The 15,029-nt window shown below is 58.6% G+C and carries 12 protein-coding genes and 1 tRNA gene; 7 read left to right on the forward strand and 6 right to left on the reverse strand.

The genetic code is table 11. From position 1 onward, the window contains the following. Positions 1 to 201: 201 nt before the first annotated feature. The 6 genes from IB144_RS08015 to mgtE all read left to right on the forward strand — a co-directional run bounded on the left by IB144_RS08015 (position 202) and on the right by mgtE (position 7,552). Positions 202 to 1,302, forward strand: a complete 1,101-nt coding sequence (locus IB144_RS08015) for a porin OmpC (RefSeq protein WP_032733378.1) — start codon at positions 202 to 204, stop codon at positions 1,300 to 1,302. A 103-nt stretch (positions 1,303 to 1,405) separates the two neighbouring features. Further along, positions 1,406 to 2,458 (forward strand): FAD:protein FMN transferase ApbE, encoded by a 1,053-nt coding sequence (gene apbE, locus IB144_RS08020; RefSeq protein WP_065888457.1) that lies wholly within the window; start codon positions 1,406 to 1,408, stop codon positions 2,456 to 2,458. Positions 2,459 to 2,531: 73 nt separating this feature from the next. After that, positions 2,532 to 3,596, forward strand: coding sequence for a bifunctional DNA-binding transcriptional regulator/O6-methylguanine-DNA methyltransferase Ada (gene ada / locus IB144_RS08025; RefSeq protein WP_065888456.1), 1,065 nt, complete (start codon positions 2,532 to 2,534; stop codon positions 3,594 to 3,596). Continuing rightward, the gene (alkB, locus tag IB144_RS08030) at positions 3,596 to 4,249 is read left to right on the forward strand and encodes a DNA oxidative demethylase AlkB (protein ID WP_004140817.1); all 654 of its coding nucleotides are present in this window, start codon (positions 3,596 to 3,598) and stop codon (positions 4,247 to 4,249) included. Before ada ends, alkB begins: the two co-directional genes overlap by 1 nt. A 74-nt stretch (positions 4,250 to 4,323) precedes the next feature. Next, the gene (locus IB144_RS08035) at positions 4,324 to 5,967 is read left to right on the forward strand and encodes a multidrug ABC transporter permease/ATP-binding protein (RefSeq protein WP_065888455.1); all 1,644 of its coding nucleotides are present in this window, start codon (positions 4,324 to 4,326) and stop codon (positions 5,965 to 5,967) included. 148 nt (positions 5,968 to 6,115) lie between these two features. Next, complete coding sequence (gene mgtE / locus IB144_RS08040; RefSeq protein ID WP_002912996.1) at positions 6,116 to 7,552, forward strand: magnesium transporter; 1,437 nt, start codon at positions 6,116 to 6,118, stop codon at positions 7,550 to 7,552. On the opposite strand, the gene IB144_RS08045 is transcribed toward mgtE, so the two are convergent. After that, entirely contained in the window at positions 7,515 to 8,675 is a 1,161-nt protein-coding gene (locus IB144_RS08045) for a SulP family inorganic anion transporter (protein ID WP_074421985.1), read from the reverse strand. The genes mgtE and IB144_RS08045 overlap by 38 nt on opposite strands. Positions 8,676 to 9,034: 359 nt before the next feature. On the opposite strand from IB144_RS08045, the gene mqo reads away from it, so the two are divergent. Then, positions 9,035 to 10,669, forward strand: a complete 1,635-nt coding sequence (gene mqo, locus IB144_RS08050) for a malate dehydrogenase (quinone) (RefSeq protein ID WP_002912994.1) — start codon at positions 9,035 to 9,037, stop codon at positions 10,667 to 10,669. A gap of 66 nt (positions 10,670 to 10,735) precedes the next feature. Here the strand turns inward: mqo and eco are convergent, their stop codons facing one another. From eco to IB144_RS08075, 5 genes are all read right to left on the reverse strand, one after another. After that, the gene (eco, locus tag IB144_RS08055) at positions 10,736 to 11,227 is read right to left on the reverse strand and encodes a serine protease inhibitor ecotin (RefSeq protein WP_004175048.1); all 492 of its coding nucleotides are present in this window, start codon (positions 11,225 to 11,227) and stop codon (positions 10,736 to 10,738) included. 174 nt (positions 11,228 to 11,401) lie between these two features. Then, positions 11,402 to 12,511, reverse strand: a complete 1,110-nt coding sequence (locus IB144_RS08060) for an AI-2E family transporter (protein WP_002912992.1) — start codon at positions 12,509 to 12,511, stop codon at positions 11,402 to 11,404. Positions 12,512 to 12,695: 184 nt separating this feature from the next. Beyond that, positions 12,696 to 12,772 (reverse strand) — tRNA-Pro (locus tag IB144_RS08065). Between the two features lie 76 nt (positions 12,773 to 12,848). After that, positions 12,849 to 14,609 (reverse strand): LPS biosynthesis-modulating metalloenzyme YejM, encoded by a 1,761-nt coding sequence (gene yejM / locus IB144_RS08070; RefSeq protein ID WP_065888454.1) that lies wholly within the window; start codon positions 14,607 to 14,609, stop codon positions 12,849 to 12,851. Between the two features lie 18 nt (positions 14,610 to 14,627). Continuing rightward, positions 14,628 to 14,855: a YejL family protein gene (locus IB144_RS08075; protein ID WP_004195346.1), complete on the reverse strand. Its 228-nt coding sequence runs from the start codon at positions 14,853 to 14,855 to the stop codon at positions 14,628 to 14,630. Positions 14,856 to 15,029: the final 174 nt, after the last annotated feature.

The raw sequence follows: 15,029 nt of genomic DNA on the forward strand, positions 1-15,029 counted from the left end.
ATTTTGCGGTGAAAAAAGTTCCGCTGAATTTACAAATTGAAACATCTTGTGGGAACTTTGAAACATCTTAGAAGTTTTAGTATCATATTCTTGTTGGATTATTCTGCATTTTGCAGCACAATGAAATAGCCGACTGATTAGAAGGGTAATCAGTAAGCAGTGGCATAATAAAAGGCATATAACAAACAGAGGGTTAATAACATGAAAGTTAAAGTACTGTCCCTCCTGGTACCGGCTCTGCTGGTAGCAGGCGCAGCAAATGCGGCTGAAATTTATAACAAAGACGGCAACAAATTAGACCTGTACGGTAAAATTGACGGTCTGCACTACTTCTCTGACGACAAGAGCGTCGACGGCGACCAGACCTACATGCGTGTAGGCGTGAAAGGCGAAACCCAGATCAACGACCAGCTGACCGGTTACGGCCAGTGGGAATACAACGTTCAGGCGAACAACACTGAAAGCTCCAGCGATCAGGCATGGACTCGTCTGGCATTCGCAGGCCTGAAATTTGGCGACGCGGGCTCTTTCGACTACGGTCGTAACTACGGCGTAGTATACGACGTAACGTCCTGGACCGACGTTCTGCCGGAATTCGGCGGCGACACCTACGGTTCTGACAACTTCCTGCAGTCCCGTGCTAACGGCGTTGCAACCTATCGTAACTCTGACTTCTTCGGTCTGGTTGACGGCCTGAACTTTGCTCTGCAGTACCAGGGTAAAAACGGCAGCGTCAGCGGCGAAGGTACTTCTCCGACCAACAACGGTCGTGGCGCTCTGAAACAGAACGGCGACGGTTACGGCACCTCTCTGACCTATGACATCTTTGATGGCATCAGCGCTGGTTTCGCGTACTCTCACTCCAAACGTAATGGCGACCAGAACACCCAACTGGAACTGGGTCGTGGCGACAACGCTGAAACCTACACCGGCGGTCTGAAATACGACGCGAACAACATCTACCTGGCCACTCAGTACACCCAGACCTACAACGCGACCCGCGCCGGTTCCCTGGGCTTTGCTAACAAAGCGCAGAACTTCGAAGTGGTTGCTCAGTACCAGTTCGACTTCGGTCTGCGTCCGTCCGTGGCTTACCTGCAGTCTAAAGGTAAGGATCTGGAAGGCTACGGCGACCAGGACATCCTGAAATATGTTGACGTGGGCGCGACCTACTACTTCAACAAAAACATGTCCACCTATGTTGACTACAAAATCAACCTGCTGGACGACAACAGCTTCACCCGCAACGCCGGTATCTCTACCGACGACGTGGTTGCACTGGGCCTGGTTTACCAGTTCTAAGTCGCAAGCTGCATAACAAAAAGGCGCCTCCGGCGCCTTTTTTTATGTCTGGTTTAACCTCGCTGGTATACTCTTGTCGCCCTGGTAAGAGGAGCCTCGATTAATGGATATGACTTTCTTTCGCGCCGCGCTGTTGGGCGCCTGCGTACTGTTCTCTGGCTGCGATTCAGCCACCACTCCCGCGACATCCGCATCAACGGCCACCGTGCTGGATGGCAAAACAATGGGCACCTTCTGGCGGGTCAGCGTTATCGGCGTGGATGAGGCAAAGGCCCAGACGCTGCGCGCCAAGGTTCAGGCCCAGCTGGACGCCGACGATCGCCTGCTGTCGACCTGGAAAAACGACTCGGCGCTGATGCGTTTCAATCATGCCGCCACTACCGACCCCTGGCCGGTGAGCGAAGCGATGGCGGACATCGTGACCCTGTCGCTGCGGATTGGCGCCAAAACGCATGGCGCGATGGATATCACCGTGGGGCCGCTGGTCAATCTGTGGGGCTTTGGCCCGGATAAACAGCCGGTCGCCACTCCGGATGCGCAGGCGATCGCCGCGGCGAAAGCGCGCACCGGCCTGCAGCATCTGCAGGTTATCAATCAGAGCGGTAGGCAGTTCCTGCAAAAAGATATTCCCGATCTGTTTGTCGACCTCTCCACCGTGGGGGAAGGCTATGCCGCCGACCACCTTGCGCGCTTGATGGAGCAGGAGGGGATCTCCCGCTATCTGGTGTCGGTGGGCGGGGCGCTGGTCAGCCGCGGGATGAACGGCGAAGGCAAGCCCTGGCGGGTGGCGATCCAGAAACCGACCGACCGGGAAAACGCCGTTCAGGCGATTGTCGACATCAATGGCCACGGCATCAGCACCTCCGGCAGCTATCGCAACTACTATGAACTCGATGGCAAACGTATCTCGCACGTCATCGATCCGCAGACCGGGCAGCCGATAACCCATAAGCTGGTCTCCGTGACCGTCATTGCGCCAACGGCGCTGGAGGCGGACGGCTGGGATACCGGACTGATGGTGCTGGGGCCGGAAAAAGCGCAGCAGGTGGTGCGCGAGGAGGGGCTGGCGGTCTACATGATCGTTAAAGAAGGAGAGGGTTTTAAAACCTGGATGTCGCCGCAGTTCCGCACTTTCCTTGTCGGCGAGAAAAATTAAAAAGCAAGATTGCGGGTTTTTTACTGCGGGCTTTACCACAGACTGAGGGTACACTTACAGCTGGAGACCCGTCATGAAACCGATAGTTGCCGATGCCGATGATCGCCGCTGGCAGGCGGTCTGCGAACGTGATACCCGGGCCGATGGTCAGTTCGTCTTTGCGGTACTGACCACCGGCATCTGCTGTCGTCCCTCCTGCCGCTCGCGGCGCGCGCGGCGGGAAAACGTACGCTTTTTTGCCGACGTCGCCGCCGCCGTGGCGGCGGGATTCCGCCCCTGCAAACGCTGCCAACCGGATAAAGACAACCCGCAGCAGCAAAGGGTCGACAAAGTGGCGCAGGCCTGTCGGCTGCTGGAGCAGGACGCGCCCCTGACCCTCGAGGCGCTGGCAGGCCAGCTGGCGATGAGCCCGTTTCATTTCCACCGTTTATTTAAATCCGTCACCGGCATGACCCCTAAAGCCTGGCAACAAGCGTGGCGGGCGCAGCGCCTGCGGGAAGCGCTGGAGCAGGGGATACCGGTGACCCGCGCCGCGCTGGCGGCTGGTTTTCCCGACAGCAGCAGCTATTATCGCCAGGCCGACGCAGCGTTAGGGATGACCGCCAGCCAGTTTCGCCGCGGCGGCGCCGCCACCGTGGTAACCTGGACCACGGGCGACTGCGCGCTGGGTCGTTGCCTGGTGGCGCAGAGCGAGCGCGGCGTCTGCGCGGTGCTGCCGGGTGATAACGATGCGGCATTGCTCGACGACCTGCGCCGGCGTTTTCCCAATGCCGAGCTGCGTGAAGGCGACCCTGATTTTTGTCAGCAGATGGCCGAGATTTTCGCCCACCTCGACGACAGCCGGCGGCCGGTATCGCTGCCGCTGGATCTGCAGGGCACCGCGTTTCAGCTGCAGGTCTGGCAGGCGCTGCGGCAGATCCCGGCGGGCGAGACCCGCAGCTACCGCCAGGTGGCAGAGCATATTGGCCAGCCGCGGGCGGTAAGAGCCGTGGCCGGCGCCTGCGCGGCGAATTCGCTGGCGGTGATTGTTCCCTGCCACCGGGTGGTGCGTGAAGATGGCGCCCTGTCCGGTTATCGTTGGGGAACGGCGCGAAAAGCGCAGCTGCTGGCGCGCGAGGCCCAACATGAGGAGGAATAATGCTCGATCTGTTTAGCGATACCCCACCGTGGCAGGAGCCGCTGGCCCCCGGCGCGGTGGTGCTGCGGCGATTTGCCCGCGAACGCGCCCCGGCGCTGCTGCAGGCGATAGCCGACGTCGCCAGTCAGTCGCCGTTTCGCCAGATGGTCACGCCGGGCGGGTACACCATGTCGGTCGCCATGACCAACTGCGGCGCGCTGGGCTGGACTACCGATCGCCACGGCTATTTGTACGCCCCGGTCGACCCGGTAACCGATCAAACCTGGCCGCCGATGCCTGCCGTATTTCATGAACTGGCGCTGGCGGCGGCCGCCGCCGGCGGCTATCCCGAGTTTTCCCCCGACGCCTGTTTGATTAACCGCTATTGTCCTGGCGCAAAACTGTCGTTGCATCAGGATAAAGATGAACAGGATCTGCGGGCGCCGATTGTCTCGGTCTCGCTGGGCTTGCCGGCCATCTTTCAGTTTGGCGGCTTGCAACGCAGCGACCCGCTGCAGCGGCTGCTGCTGGAGCATGGCGATGTGGTGGTCTGGGGCGGCGAGTCGCGCCTGTTTTATCATGGCATTCAGCCGCTGAAAGCGGGGCATCATCCGGAAACGGGCGATTGTCGTTACAATCTCACCTTCCGACAGGCGGGCGGTCGCCAGTATTAAAATAAGAATTATTCTTGATGTCATCGGCGAGCCGTTTAAACTGCTGGCTGTTTTGCTTTTGCGGATAGCCTGTTATGGAACTTCTCTCTCTCGTCTGGCGCCAGTATCGCTGGCCGTTTCTGGGCGTTATTGCTCTCAGCCTGCTCAGCGCCGCGCTGGGTATCGGCTTAATCGCTTTCATTAACCTGCGTCTGATTACCTCTGTCGATACCTCGCTGCGGGTCCTGCCGGAGTTTCTTGGTCTGCTGGGGCTGCTGATGGCGGTGACCCTGGGTTCGCAGCTGGCGCTAACCACCCTCGGCCACCATTTTGTCTATCGTCTGCGCGGTGAGTTTGTTAAACGCATCCTCGATACCCAGATTGAACAAGTAGAGAAGATCGGCAGCGCGTCGCTGCTTGCCGGGCTGACCAGCGATATCCGCAATATCACCATCGCCTTTGTGCGCCTGCCGGAGCTGGTGCAGGGGATCATTCTCACGTTCGGCTCCGCGGCCTACCTCGCCTGGCTGTCAGGAAAAATGATGCTGGTGACGGCGCTGTGGATGGCGCTCACCATCTGGGGCGGCTTTGTGCTGGTCTCGCGGGTGTACAAACATATGGCCAGCCTGCGCGAAACGGAAGATAAACTGTATCACGACTATCAGACGGTGCTGGAGGGGCGTAAAGAGCTGACCCTCAACCGCGAGCGCGCGGAGTATGTGTTTAACCAGCTCTACCTCCCGGACGCCCGGGAGTACCGGCACCATATCGTTCGCGCCGATACCTTCCACCTCAGCGCGGTCAACTGGTCGAATATTATGATGCTTGGCGCCATCGGGCTGGTGTTCTGGATGGCCAACAGCCTCGGCTGGGCCGATACCGCCGTGGCGGCGACCTATTCCCTGACGCTGCTGTTTCTGCGCACGCCGCTGCTCTCCGCCGTCGGCGCGCTGCCCACGCTGCTCAGCGCCCAGGTGGCGTTTAACAAGCTGCGTCAGTTCTCCCTCGCCCCGTACCGGGCCGACTTTCCCCGGCCGCAGGCGCATCCTGACTGGCAGACGCTGGAGCTGCGCGATGTCACCTACCATTATCCGGACCAGCGCTTTGCGGTAGGGCCGCTTAATCTGACGCTGAAGCGCGGCGAGCTGGTGTTTCTGATAGGCGGCAACGGCAGCGGCAAGTCAACGCTGGCGATGCTCCTGACCGGCCTGTACCAGCCAATATCCGGTCAGATCCTCGTCGACGGCCAGCCGCTGGCGGCGGAGAGGCCAGAGGAGTACCGCAAACTGTTTTCCGCAGTGTTTACCGACGTCTGGCTGTTTGACCGCCTGCTTGGGCCGCAGGGCGAGGAGGCCGATCCGGCGCTGGTGGCGACATGGCTGGAGCGTCTGCAAATGGCCCACAAGCTGCAGCTGGAGAACGGAAAGATCGCCGACCTGCGGCTGTCGAAAGGGCAGAAGAAGCGCGTGGCGCTCCTGCTGGCGCTGGCCGAGTCCCGGGACATCATTCTGCTGGATGAATGGGCGGCGGATCAGGATCCGCATTTCCGCCGCGAGTTCTACCAGGTCCTGCTGCCGCTGATGCAGCAGATGGGCAAAACCGTGTTCGCCATCAGCCATGACGATCACTACTTCCAGCACGCCGATCGTCTGCTGGAGATGCGCGCCGGCCAGCTCGCCGAACTTACCGGCGAAGAGCGGGAACAGGCTTCCCGCGATGCGGTGGCCCGTACGGCCTGATTCACAACGCGCGCCCGGAAAAGCCCGGGCGCCGCTGAAATTTTCAGCGTCTACATCGCTGACGGTTATTATTTCCCCCTCCTCGCGCTATGCTTAAGGCTTCCGGCCCGCAGGCCGGCTCACCATTCTCAAAAGGATTGCCCGATCGATGTCCGTTTTGCATAAAAAAAGCGCCCGCTTGCGTGACGAAGAGCGCGCCCGTCTGATTTGGCTCTTGAGCACCGATAAAGCGGTGACTTCCGCGCTGCTGGGCAAACTGACGCTGGCTGAGCGCTATGATGAAGGGACGCTGGCCGATGACCTGGCCGAAGTGGAAATGCTGGTCTCGCATCTGCCGCCGCCGGATCTCGCCGATGCGCTGGAAGCGCTTCCCTATGACGCCCGCACCGCGCTATGGTGCCTGGTGCCCGACGATAAACGCGGCGAAGTGCTGCTGGAGGCCTCAGAGAACGTCTGGGGCGACCTGATCGACAAGATGAGCGACCCCGAGCTGCTGCAGGCCATGCAGCCGCTGGATATCGATGAACAGGTTTACCTGCTGCAGCATCTGCCGCGCAACCTGACCGGACGGCTGCTGGCGACCCTGCCGGCCGAGAAGCGCGCCCGTATTCGCCAGATTATGCGCTACGCTGACAACAGCGTCGGGTCGATCATGGAGTTTGAGGTCATTACGGTGCGACCGGAGGCCACCCTGGCGGCGGTGCAGCGCTATCTGCGGCGTCTCGGAAAAATGCCGGAAAACACCGATAAGCTGTTCGTTACCACCCGTAACAAGCTGCTGCTCGGCGAGCTGGAGCTGCAGACCATTCTGCTCAATGATGCGCAGAAGCGGGTGGGGGAGGTGATGGAGGGCGACCCGGTCACCTTTCAGCCGCACGAAGAGGCGGAGAAGGTGGCGCGCACCTTCGAACGCGACGACTTACTCAGCGCCGCCGTCATTGATGCCGACGGCAAGCTGATCGGGCGCCTGACCATCGATGAGATCGTCGATGTGGTTTATGAAGAAACCGATAACGATCTGCGGCGGATGGGCGGCCTGAGCGATGAAGAGGATGTCTTCGCCCCGGTCAGCAAAGCGGTGAAAACCCGCTGGGCATGGCTGGCGGTCAATCTGTGTACGGCGTTTATTGCTTCCCGGGTCATCGACGGCTTCGAACACACCATTTCACAGCTGGTGGCGCTGGCCTCGCTGATGCCGATCGTCGCCGGCATCGGCGGCAACACCGGCAACCAGACGATCACCATGATCGTTCGGGCGATGGCGCTGCAGCAGATCCAGCCCGGCAGCTTTACCTTTCTGATCCTGCGTGAAATGGGCGTTGCGCTGATTAACGGTCTGGTGTGGGGCGGGATTATGGGGGCCATCACCTGGTGGCTGTATGACGATCCGCAGCTCGGCGGGGTGATGACGCTGGCCATGATGCTCAACCTGCTGATGGCGGCGATGATGGGCGTGATAATCCCGATGGTCATGGTGAAGCTGGGGCGCGACCCGGCGGTCGGCTCCAGCGTAATGATCACCGCCATCACCGACACCGGCGGCTTCTTTATTTTTCTGGGTCTGGCGACGCTGTTTCTAATGTAGCCTGCGCTTTTGCCCGCAGGCGGCGGGGGATGATCGCCATCGCGACAATCCCCGCCAGCACACCGATCGCCAGATTGCTGGTTCCCACCGTCGCGGCGACGGTCACCAGCATCACCAGCGTTTCCGGCCACGGATTACGCGCCAGCTCGCCCGGGCGAATGCTGTGCCAGCTAAAGGTCTTCACCGCCACGATCACCATCACCCCGGCCAGAACCGCCATCGGGATCTTCGCCATCACCTGGCTGAGCGCTGTCACCAGCAGGAGCAGCACCAGGCCGGCGATTACCGTTGAGAGGCGGCTGCGGGCCCGGCCCATTTCCACGTTCACGATAGTCTGGCCGATCATCGCGCAGCCGGCGATGCCGCCATAGCAGCCGGCAAGGATATTGGCGATACCCAGCCCGGCGCTTTCCCGCGATTTGTTCGACGGGGTATGAGTGAGATCATCCACCAGCTTAGCCGTCAGCAAGGACTCCATCAGGCCGACAAAGGCGATGCTGAGGGCGCACGGCCAGATTATCTGCAGGGTGGTCAGGTTCAGGGGAACGGTCAGGGCGGTGAACCCCGGCAGGCCGCCGCTCATTGACCCTTCATCGCCGACGGTCGGCAGCTGCTGGCCGGTGGTCGCGGTATAGAGGGTGAGCGTGACGATGGCGATCAGCGGCGCCGGGATAGCCTTAATAACGCGCGGCGCCCACAGGACGATAAGCAGCGTCAGGACGAACAGGCCAACGATTAGCGGTTGTCGACTCCAGAAATGCGGCACCTGAGCAAAGAAAATCAGGATCCCGAGGGCGTTGACGAACCCGGTCATCACCGCCGGGGGAATAAAGCGCATCAGGCGCGCCATGCCGCACAGACCAAACAAAATTTGAATAATACCCGCCAGAATGACAGCCGGTAAAATGTACCCCACGCCGTGCTGATGCACCATCGGGCCAATCACCAGCGCCACCGAGCCCGCGGCGGCGGTGACCATCGCCGGGCGTCCGCCGAAGACTGACATCGCCAGGCAGAGCACCACCGAAGCAATCAGGCTTACCTGCGGGTCAACGCCGGCAATGACTGAAAACGAAATCACTTCAGGGATGAGCGCCAGGGCGGTGAGCACGCCGGCCAGCACTTCGCGCGTCAGTAAAGACGGGGAGCGGAGGATGAGACGCAGGTTGCCGGAAGCGGCGGGGTCAGAAACTGGGGGCATAAAAAAAGTTCGCAGCTTATAAAAAAAGAGGGAGCGGTGTCAGGCCCTGCTTCCGTGCGGTCTGTCACAAAACCAGGGATGATAGCGCGGAATCTGCCAGCGCACCAGTACAAAAAGTGATTTGGTGTATACATTTATTAAACATTTTTATAACGGATCTCAAAACAGAACTTAAAATTTAAACAATATTTAAATTTTTGAGCTTCGGTGGTAACGTGAGGGGTGAGAATCGTATCACCTGCGCTAAATAAAAACAGCGAGTAAAGTAAGGCTCAAATCCGATGAATAAAAAGATGGCCGTACCACGCTCACAGGCGGTTGGTCCCAACAGCACTCGGACCAACACCCGCCATGAGCAAGAGACGGATGTATTGTTGATTGGCGGCGGCATTATGAGCGCCACACTGGGAACCTGGCTGCAGGAGCTTGAGCCAGACTGGTCTATTACCATGGTTGAGCAGATGTCCAGCGTGGCGGAAGAGAGCTCAAACGGGTGGAATAATGCGGGTACCGGCCACGCGGCGCTGATGGAGCTGAACTACACGCCGCAGACCGCCAACGGCATCAATATCGACAAAGCGGTCGACATCAACGAAGCCTTCCATATCTCGCGTCAGTTCTGGGCGCATCAGGTGACGCGCGGCGTCCTGAACAAACCAAAATCTTTCATTAACAGCGTGCCGCACATGAGCTTTGTGTGGGGCGAAGATAACGTCAACTTCCTGCGTGCGCGCTACGCGGCGCTGCAGCAAAGTGAACTGTTCCGCGGTATTCGCTATTCTGAAGACCATCAGCAGATCAAAGCCTGGGCGCCGCTGGTGATGGAAGGCCGCGACCCGTTGCAAAAGGTCGCCGCCACTCGCTCAGAAGTGGGAACCGACGTCAACTATGGTGAAATTACCCGCCAGCTGATCGCCGGTCTGCAAAAGCATGATAATTTCTCCCTACAGCTGGGCACCGTGGTGCGTCGCTTCAAGCGCAACGCCGACAAGAGCTGGACGGTCACCCTGGCGGATGCCGACAATCGTCGTCAGAAGCGGGTCATTAAAGCCAAATTTATCTTTATCGGCGCCGGCGGCGCAGCGCTGACCCTGCTGCAGGAGACCGGCATTCCGCAGGCCAAAGAGTATGCGGGCTTCCCGGTCGGCGGCCAGTTCCTGGTCTGCGAAAATCCGGAGGTGGTGAACCACCATCTGGCGAAGGTCTACGGTCAGGCCGAAGTGGGCGCGCCGCCGATGTCGGTGCCGCACATCGATACCCGTATTATCGACGGTAAACGCGTGGTGCTGTTCGGACCATTCGCCACCTTCTCGACCCGTTTCCTGAAGAACGGTTCGCTGTGGGATCTGCTGGCCTCGACGAATACCTCAAATATTTTGCCAATGCTCAACGTCGGCCTGGACAACTTCGATCTGGTAAAATATCTGATTAGCCAGGTGATGCAGAAAGATAAAGATCGTCTGGCCGCGCTGTGCGAATATTATCCGGAAGCGCGGAAAGAGGACTGGCGGTTGTGGCAGGCCGGTCAGCGCGTGCAGATCATTAAGCGCGACGCGAAGAAGGGCGGGGTACTGCGCCTGGGCACCGAAGTGGTCAGCGATGATGAAGGCACCGTCGCGGCGCTTCTCGGCGCGTCGCCAGGGGCCTCCACCGCGGCGCCTATCATGCTGCAGCTAATGGAAAAAGTGTTTAAAGATAAAGTCAATTCGCCGGAATGGCAGGCCAAGCTGAAGGCGATCATCCCAACCTACGGTATTCGTCTTGACGGCAACCCGGCGGAGATCGAGAAAGCGCTGGCGTGGACCAGTGAAGTGCTGGAGCTGAAATATGAGCCAGCCGGGGCGGTGGATGAGGTACCGCAGGCGGAGCTGAAGCCGCTGAGCGGCGGCAAGCCGATGGCGGATATCGCGCTCTGATAAACGCTCTGACAAAAACGGCAGCCTGCGGGCTGCCGTTTTTTATTGCCGTTTGCGCTGTTCGCCTTAGCGGACGACGGCGTTGCCGATAGTCTCGTCGGCGCGCCAGATGCGATATTTCACATCGACATTGCTCGGCGTGTATACCACGATCGGCAGTTTGCTGTTGTAGCGCAGCATGGCGTCATCCCCGAGGCCGGCAGTGACAAATTTCTTCTCTTTTTTGCCGTCCGGGCAGGCCATCATGGTGGATACCGGGCCGCTCAGCTTCTCAAAGACATAGTAATCATAGCCCCAGCCTTCCAGGGTTTTACTTTCCAGTTCCCCGCCGAGACGATGATGGTTGCAGTCGACTTCCAGCGTCTGGCCGATCATCAGCTCAACCTTGAGCGCCGACTCATCCTGCTGCTGCGGCAGCTGAATAACCTGACGCTTCATGCCTTTTTCCGCTTTCGGGAACGGCGCGACTTTTTCCAGCGGCTGGTCTGCGGCCAATGCGCCAGCGGACATGCAGGCGGCGGTCAGCAGAGAAACGGCTAGCGTAGTGATTTTTTTCACGGTTGATCATCCTTTATTTTCGTTCCTGACAGAGATAGCCTATCATCACTCAGCTGAATGTTAAGATTTATTTACCAATTTTTGCAAAATGAATAGTGTTATCTACTGGTAAGACATCGGCCGCGCAGAGCGCAACAGAGGCGCTGGCGGGCCGCCAGCCCCCTGCCGGTAAAGCTATTCATTACGGCTATTTTTCGCTTCCTCAATAAACTCTTCATCGATTTCATCGGTATTGCCGGCATGTTCTCGTCCCGACAGCAGGTTCCAGCAGGCGATAAACAGGGCGGCGATCAGCGGCCCGATCACGAAGCCGTTGATACCGTAGATCTCCATGCCGCCCAGAGTGGCGATAAGGATCAGATAGTCCGGCATCCTGGTATCCTTGCCCACCAGCAGTGGACGCAGAATGTTATCCACCAGGCCAATCACAATCACAAAGAAGCCGACGATAAAGGCGCCCTGCCACAGTTGGCCGGTGGCGAAGAGGTAGATGGCCGCTGGCACCCAGATAATGGCCGAGCCCACCGCCGGGATAAGCGACAGAAACGCCATCAGCGCTCCCCAGAGAATGCTGCCGTCCAGACCGGCGATCCAGAAGGCAAAGCCACCCAGCGCCCCCTGCGCCAGCGCCACGGCGACGGTACCTTTTACCGTGGCGCGGGCCACAGCGGCGAATTTAGCGAACAAATGCTGCTTCACATAGCTTGATAACGGTAGAGACTCGAGGATCAACAGCACCAGATAAGGTCCATCCTTCAGCAGGAAAAACAGCAGATACAGCATGATGCCGAAGCTGACGGTGAAGCCAAAAGTCCCTTTGCCAATCAGAAACGCGCTGCCGGCCAGATACTGACCGCCTTTCAGAGCGGCATCAGAGAGCTGCTGCTGGATCTGCTGCGCGCTATCAAGGTTATGATCGGCGAGGAAGCTTCTGGCCCAGCCGGGAAGATGGGCGAACAGGCTGGCGACCACCGTCGGAAACTGGGTGTCGTTATGCTGCAGTTTGCTGTACACCAGGTTGAGCTCGTAGGCCAGCGAGGAGAGAATGATAGCCAGCGGCGTAAAAACGATAAGACAGATAATGACGATGGTCATCAGCGCCGCGAGGCCATTGCGCTCGCCGAGGCGGGTACGGATCTTGTTTTTGACCGGATTAAAAATCACCGCGAGGATCGCAGCCCAAAGGATGGCGGAATAATAGGGTGAGAGAACATCAAAAAAGGCCAGGGTTACAATGAAGACGATAAGGATGAAAAATCCTTTGGTAAGTCCATTAACTCTCATGTTATCCGCTCCTGCTTATGAGTCATACGGTCGAATAATAGATGCTACGACGTAATTTACCATCAGGATAGTCGTACATCTTCACGATACGTTGAAGAAAGGGCACAAATTAAGCGAGCGGGTGGCAACAGGGGAAACAGGCATAAAAAAACCAGCCTTAAAAGGCTGGTTTCTGTGGAGTTTTTGGTCGGCACGAGAGGATTTGAACCTCCGACCCCCGACACCCCATGACGGTGCGCTACCAGGCTGCGCTACGTGCCGACGCGTGGGGAACAATATTACCCGTTCCCCAGGCGAATGCAAGCGGGTCACGCGCGATTGATTCATAATTAATCAATCAGTTAGCGATAAAGCGTTTTTCGTCAGTCAGGACCTGCAGCAACAGGCTGAGCTGCGGTTTCTGATCTTTAATTTTCTTGCCGTCGCGGCTCCAGGTGGTATAGGTGCCGTTATGGTTGAGGACCACGGTGATGGTCGGGGTGGTGATGGCCAGCGTATCGCCGTTGGCCGCGGTGACCCAGTTACGACGCCGCGCGGCGCTGAACAGATCTTCTCCCTGCGAGTACTCATTGGCCGGCGTCGAAACGTGAAGCAGGCGCTGCATCAGCGTAGTCATCACATCTTTGTTATCGGTCAGGGTGGCAATCTCCTGCGCCGGCGTGCCCGGCCAGTGAATAACCAGCGGCACCTGCAGCTGCTCGCGCGACCAGTCGAACGCGTCGTGTTTCGCATTCAGCGGCTTGCCGTGGCCGCCGGTAATAATTACCACCGTATTATCGAGTTTGCCGGCTTCGCGCAGCGCAGTCAGCACCCGATCGATCTGGGCATCAACGTCGCCAGCCGCCTTGCTGTAGCGGCGGACAAAGCCCTGCTGCTGCGTGTCGTCGAGGGTGGTGCCATTGAGCGAGATCCACGAGAACCACCGATTCTCATCCTGCGCGTAACGGTCCAGCCAGCCGATCCACTGATTGGCCGTCTGCTCGTCGCTCTGGGTCTTCGCGCTCGGCAGCGAGAAATCGGAGAGCAGCGCCTGGCGATACAGCGGGCTGCTAAACCCATCGGAGGAGAAGAGGCCCAGCTGGTAGCCTTGCTGGTTGAGGGCGGTAATCAGCGCGGCGGGAATACGCGCCGAGAGGACACCGTCCATATAGCCAGGCGAAATACCGTAGAACAAGCCAAACAGGCCGCTGTCGGCGGTATTGCCCGAGCTCATATGCTGGGTAAAGTTAACGTTTTCTTTGGCAAATGCCGCCAGCGCCGGCATGGTCTTTTCAAACCGCGAGTAGTTCAGGTTGTCGACGGTGATCAGCAGCACGTTGTAGCCCGCGCCGAGGTCACGGTAGCGCAGGTTGCTAAGCGGATACTGGACCGATACCGCCTCCGGGGCCCCTTGCTCCACCAGACGACGCTGATAATCCTGGGCGTCGAGCAGGCCATGTTTCTCAAGGAAACGACGGGCGGTCATCGGATAGGAGAGCGGCAGATTCGCCCGCTGCATAGTGATCGGGCGATAGAAATTGGCGTCCGCCCAGATATAGACCAGGTGGCTGCTGACGAACGACAAAAAGAAGAACCAGGCGACCGGGCGGGCGTAATGGCGGCGGCGCGTCAGGCTGCGCAGCTTTTGCCAGCTCCAGGTGGCGAAGAGCATTTCAATCAAGAAGATGACCGGGACGCTGATAAACATCAGCTGCCAGTCGCGCGCCATCTCATTCTGGTCAGGGTTGATGACCAGCTCCCAGACGACCGGGTTTAAGTGCAGATGGAAGCGGGTAAAAACCTCGCTGTCTATCAGCAGCAGCGTCATCCCGGCGGTGGCAAGGATCACCGACAGGAAGCGCATCAGGCGCTGCGAGACCACGATAAAGGTCAACGGAAAGAGGATCAGCACATAGCTGGTAAACACCAGAAAGCTGAAATGCCCGACGAGACTGACGTACGAAAACAGTCGTCCGGCAAGCGTCGTCGGCCAGTCGGCGACAAAAAGGTAGCGGCTGCCGAGCACCATGGCCAACAACATGTTGAACAGGGCGAACCAGTGCCCCCAGCTAACCATCTGGGAGACTTTTTCTCGGTAGGGCTGACGTAGAGTCACCATATACTGTTGCTGTTATCCTTAATGCGCTGGATCGTCGTTAATCGAAGATTGCAAAGCCTGCGCGAAAGAACGGGCGATGGCCTGACGCTGCGCCGGCGCGACGCTACTGTTGATCAGGTTGGTCACCATATTGCCTAACACCATCAGTGAAAGGTCCACCGGGGCTTTGTGTGATTCCAGGACGTTCGTCAGCTCGCTGAGCAACTGTTCGACCTGTTGATCGCTATAGCGGGAAATTTGCGGCATAAACTCAAAATCTGTTTGTTCGTGAAAGGGCAACATATTACCGTAGCAGCAGCTTTTTTTCCGCATTTTTTCGCCGCGGCGCAAAAGCGCATCAATCGACGTTAACGACGTCGAAATGTGTGGCGCCAGTTGCGTCGGCCACCCGGCGGTGGTTGAATACCGCCCGGTTTAAAA

Origin of the sequence: Klebsiella sp. K4, assembly GCF_014596785.2 — a bacterium.
Lineage (GTDB): Bacteria > Pseudomonadota > Gammaproteobacteria > Enterobacterales > Enterobacteriaceae > Klebsiella > Klebsiella pneumoniae.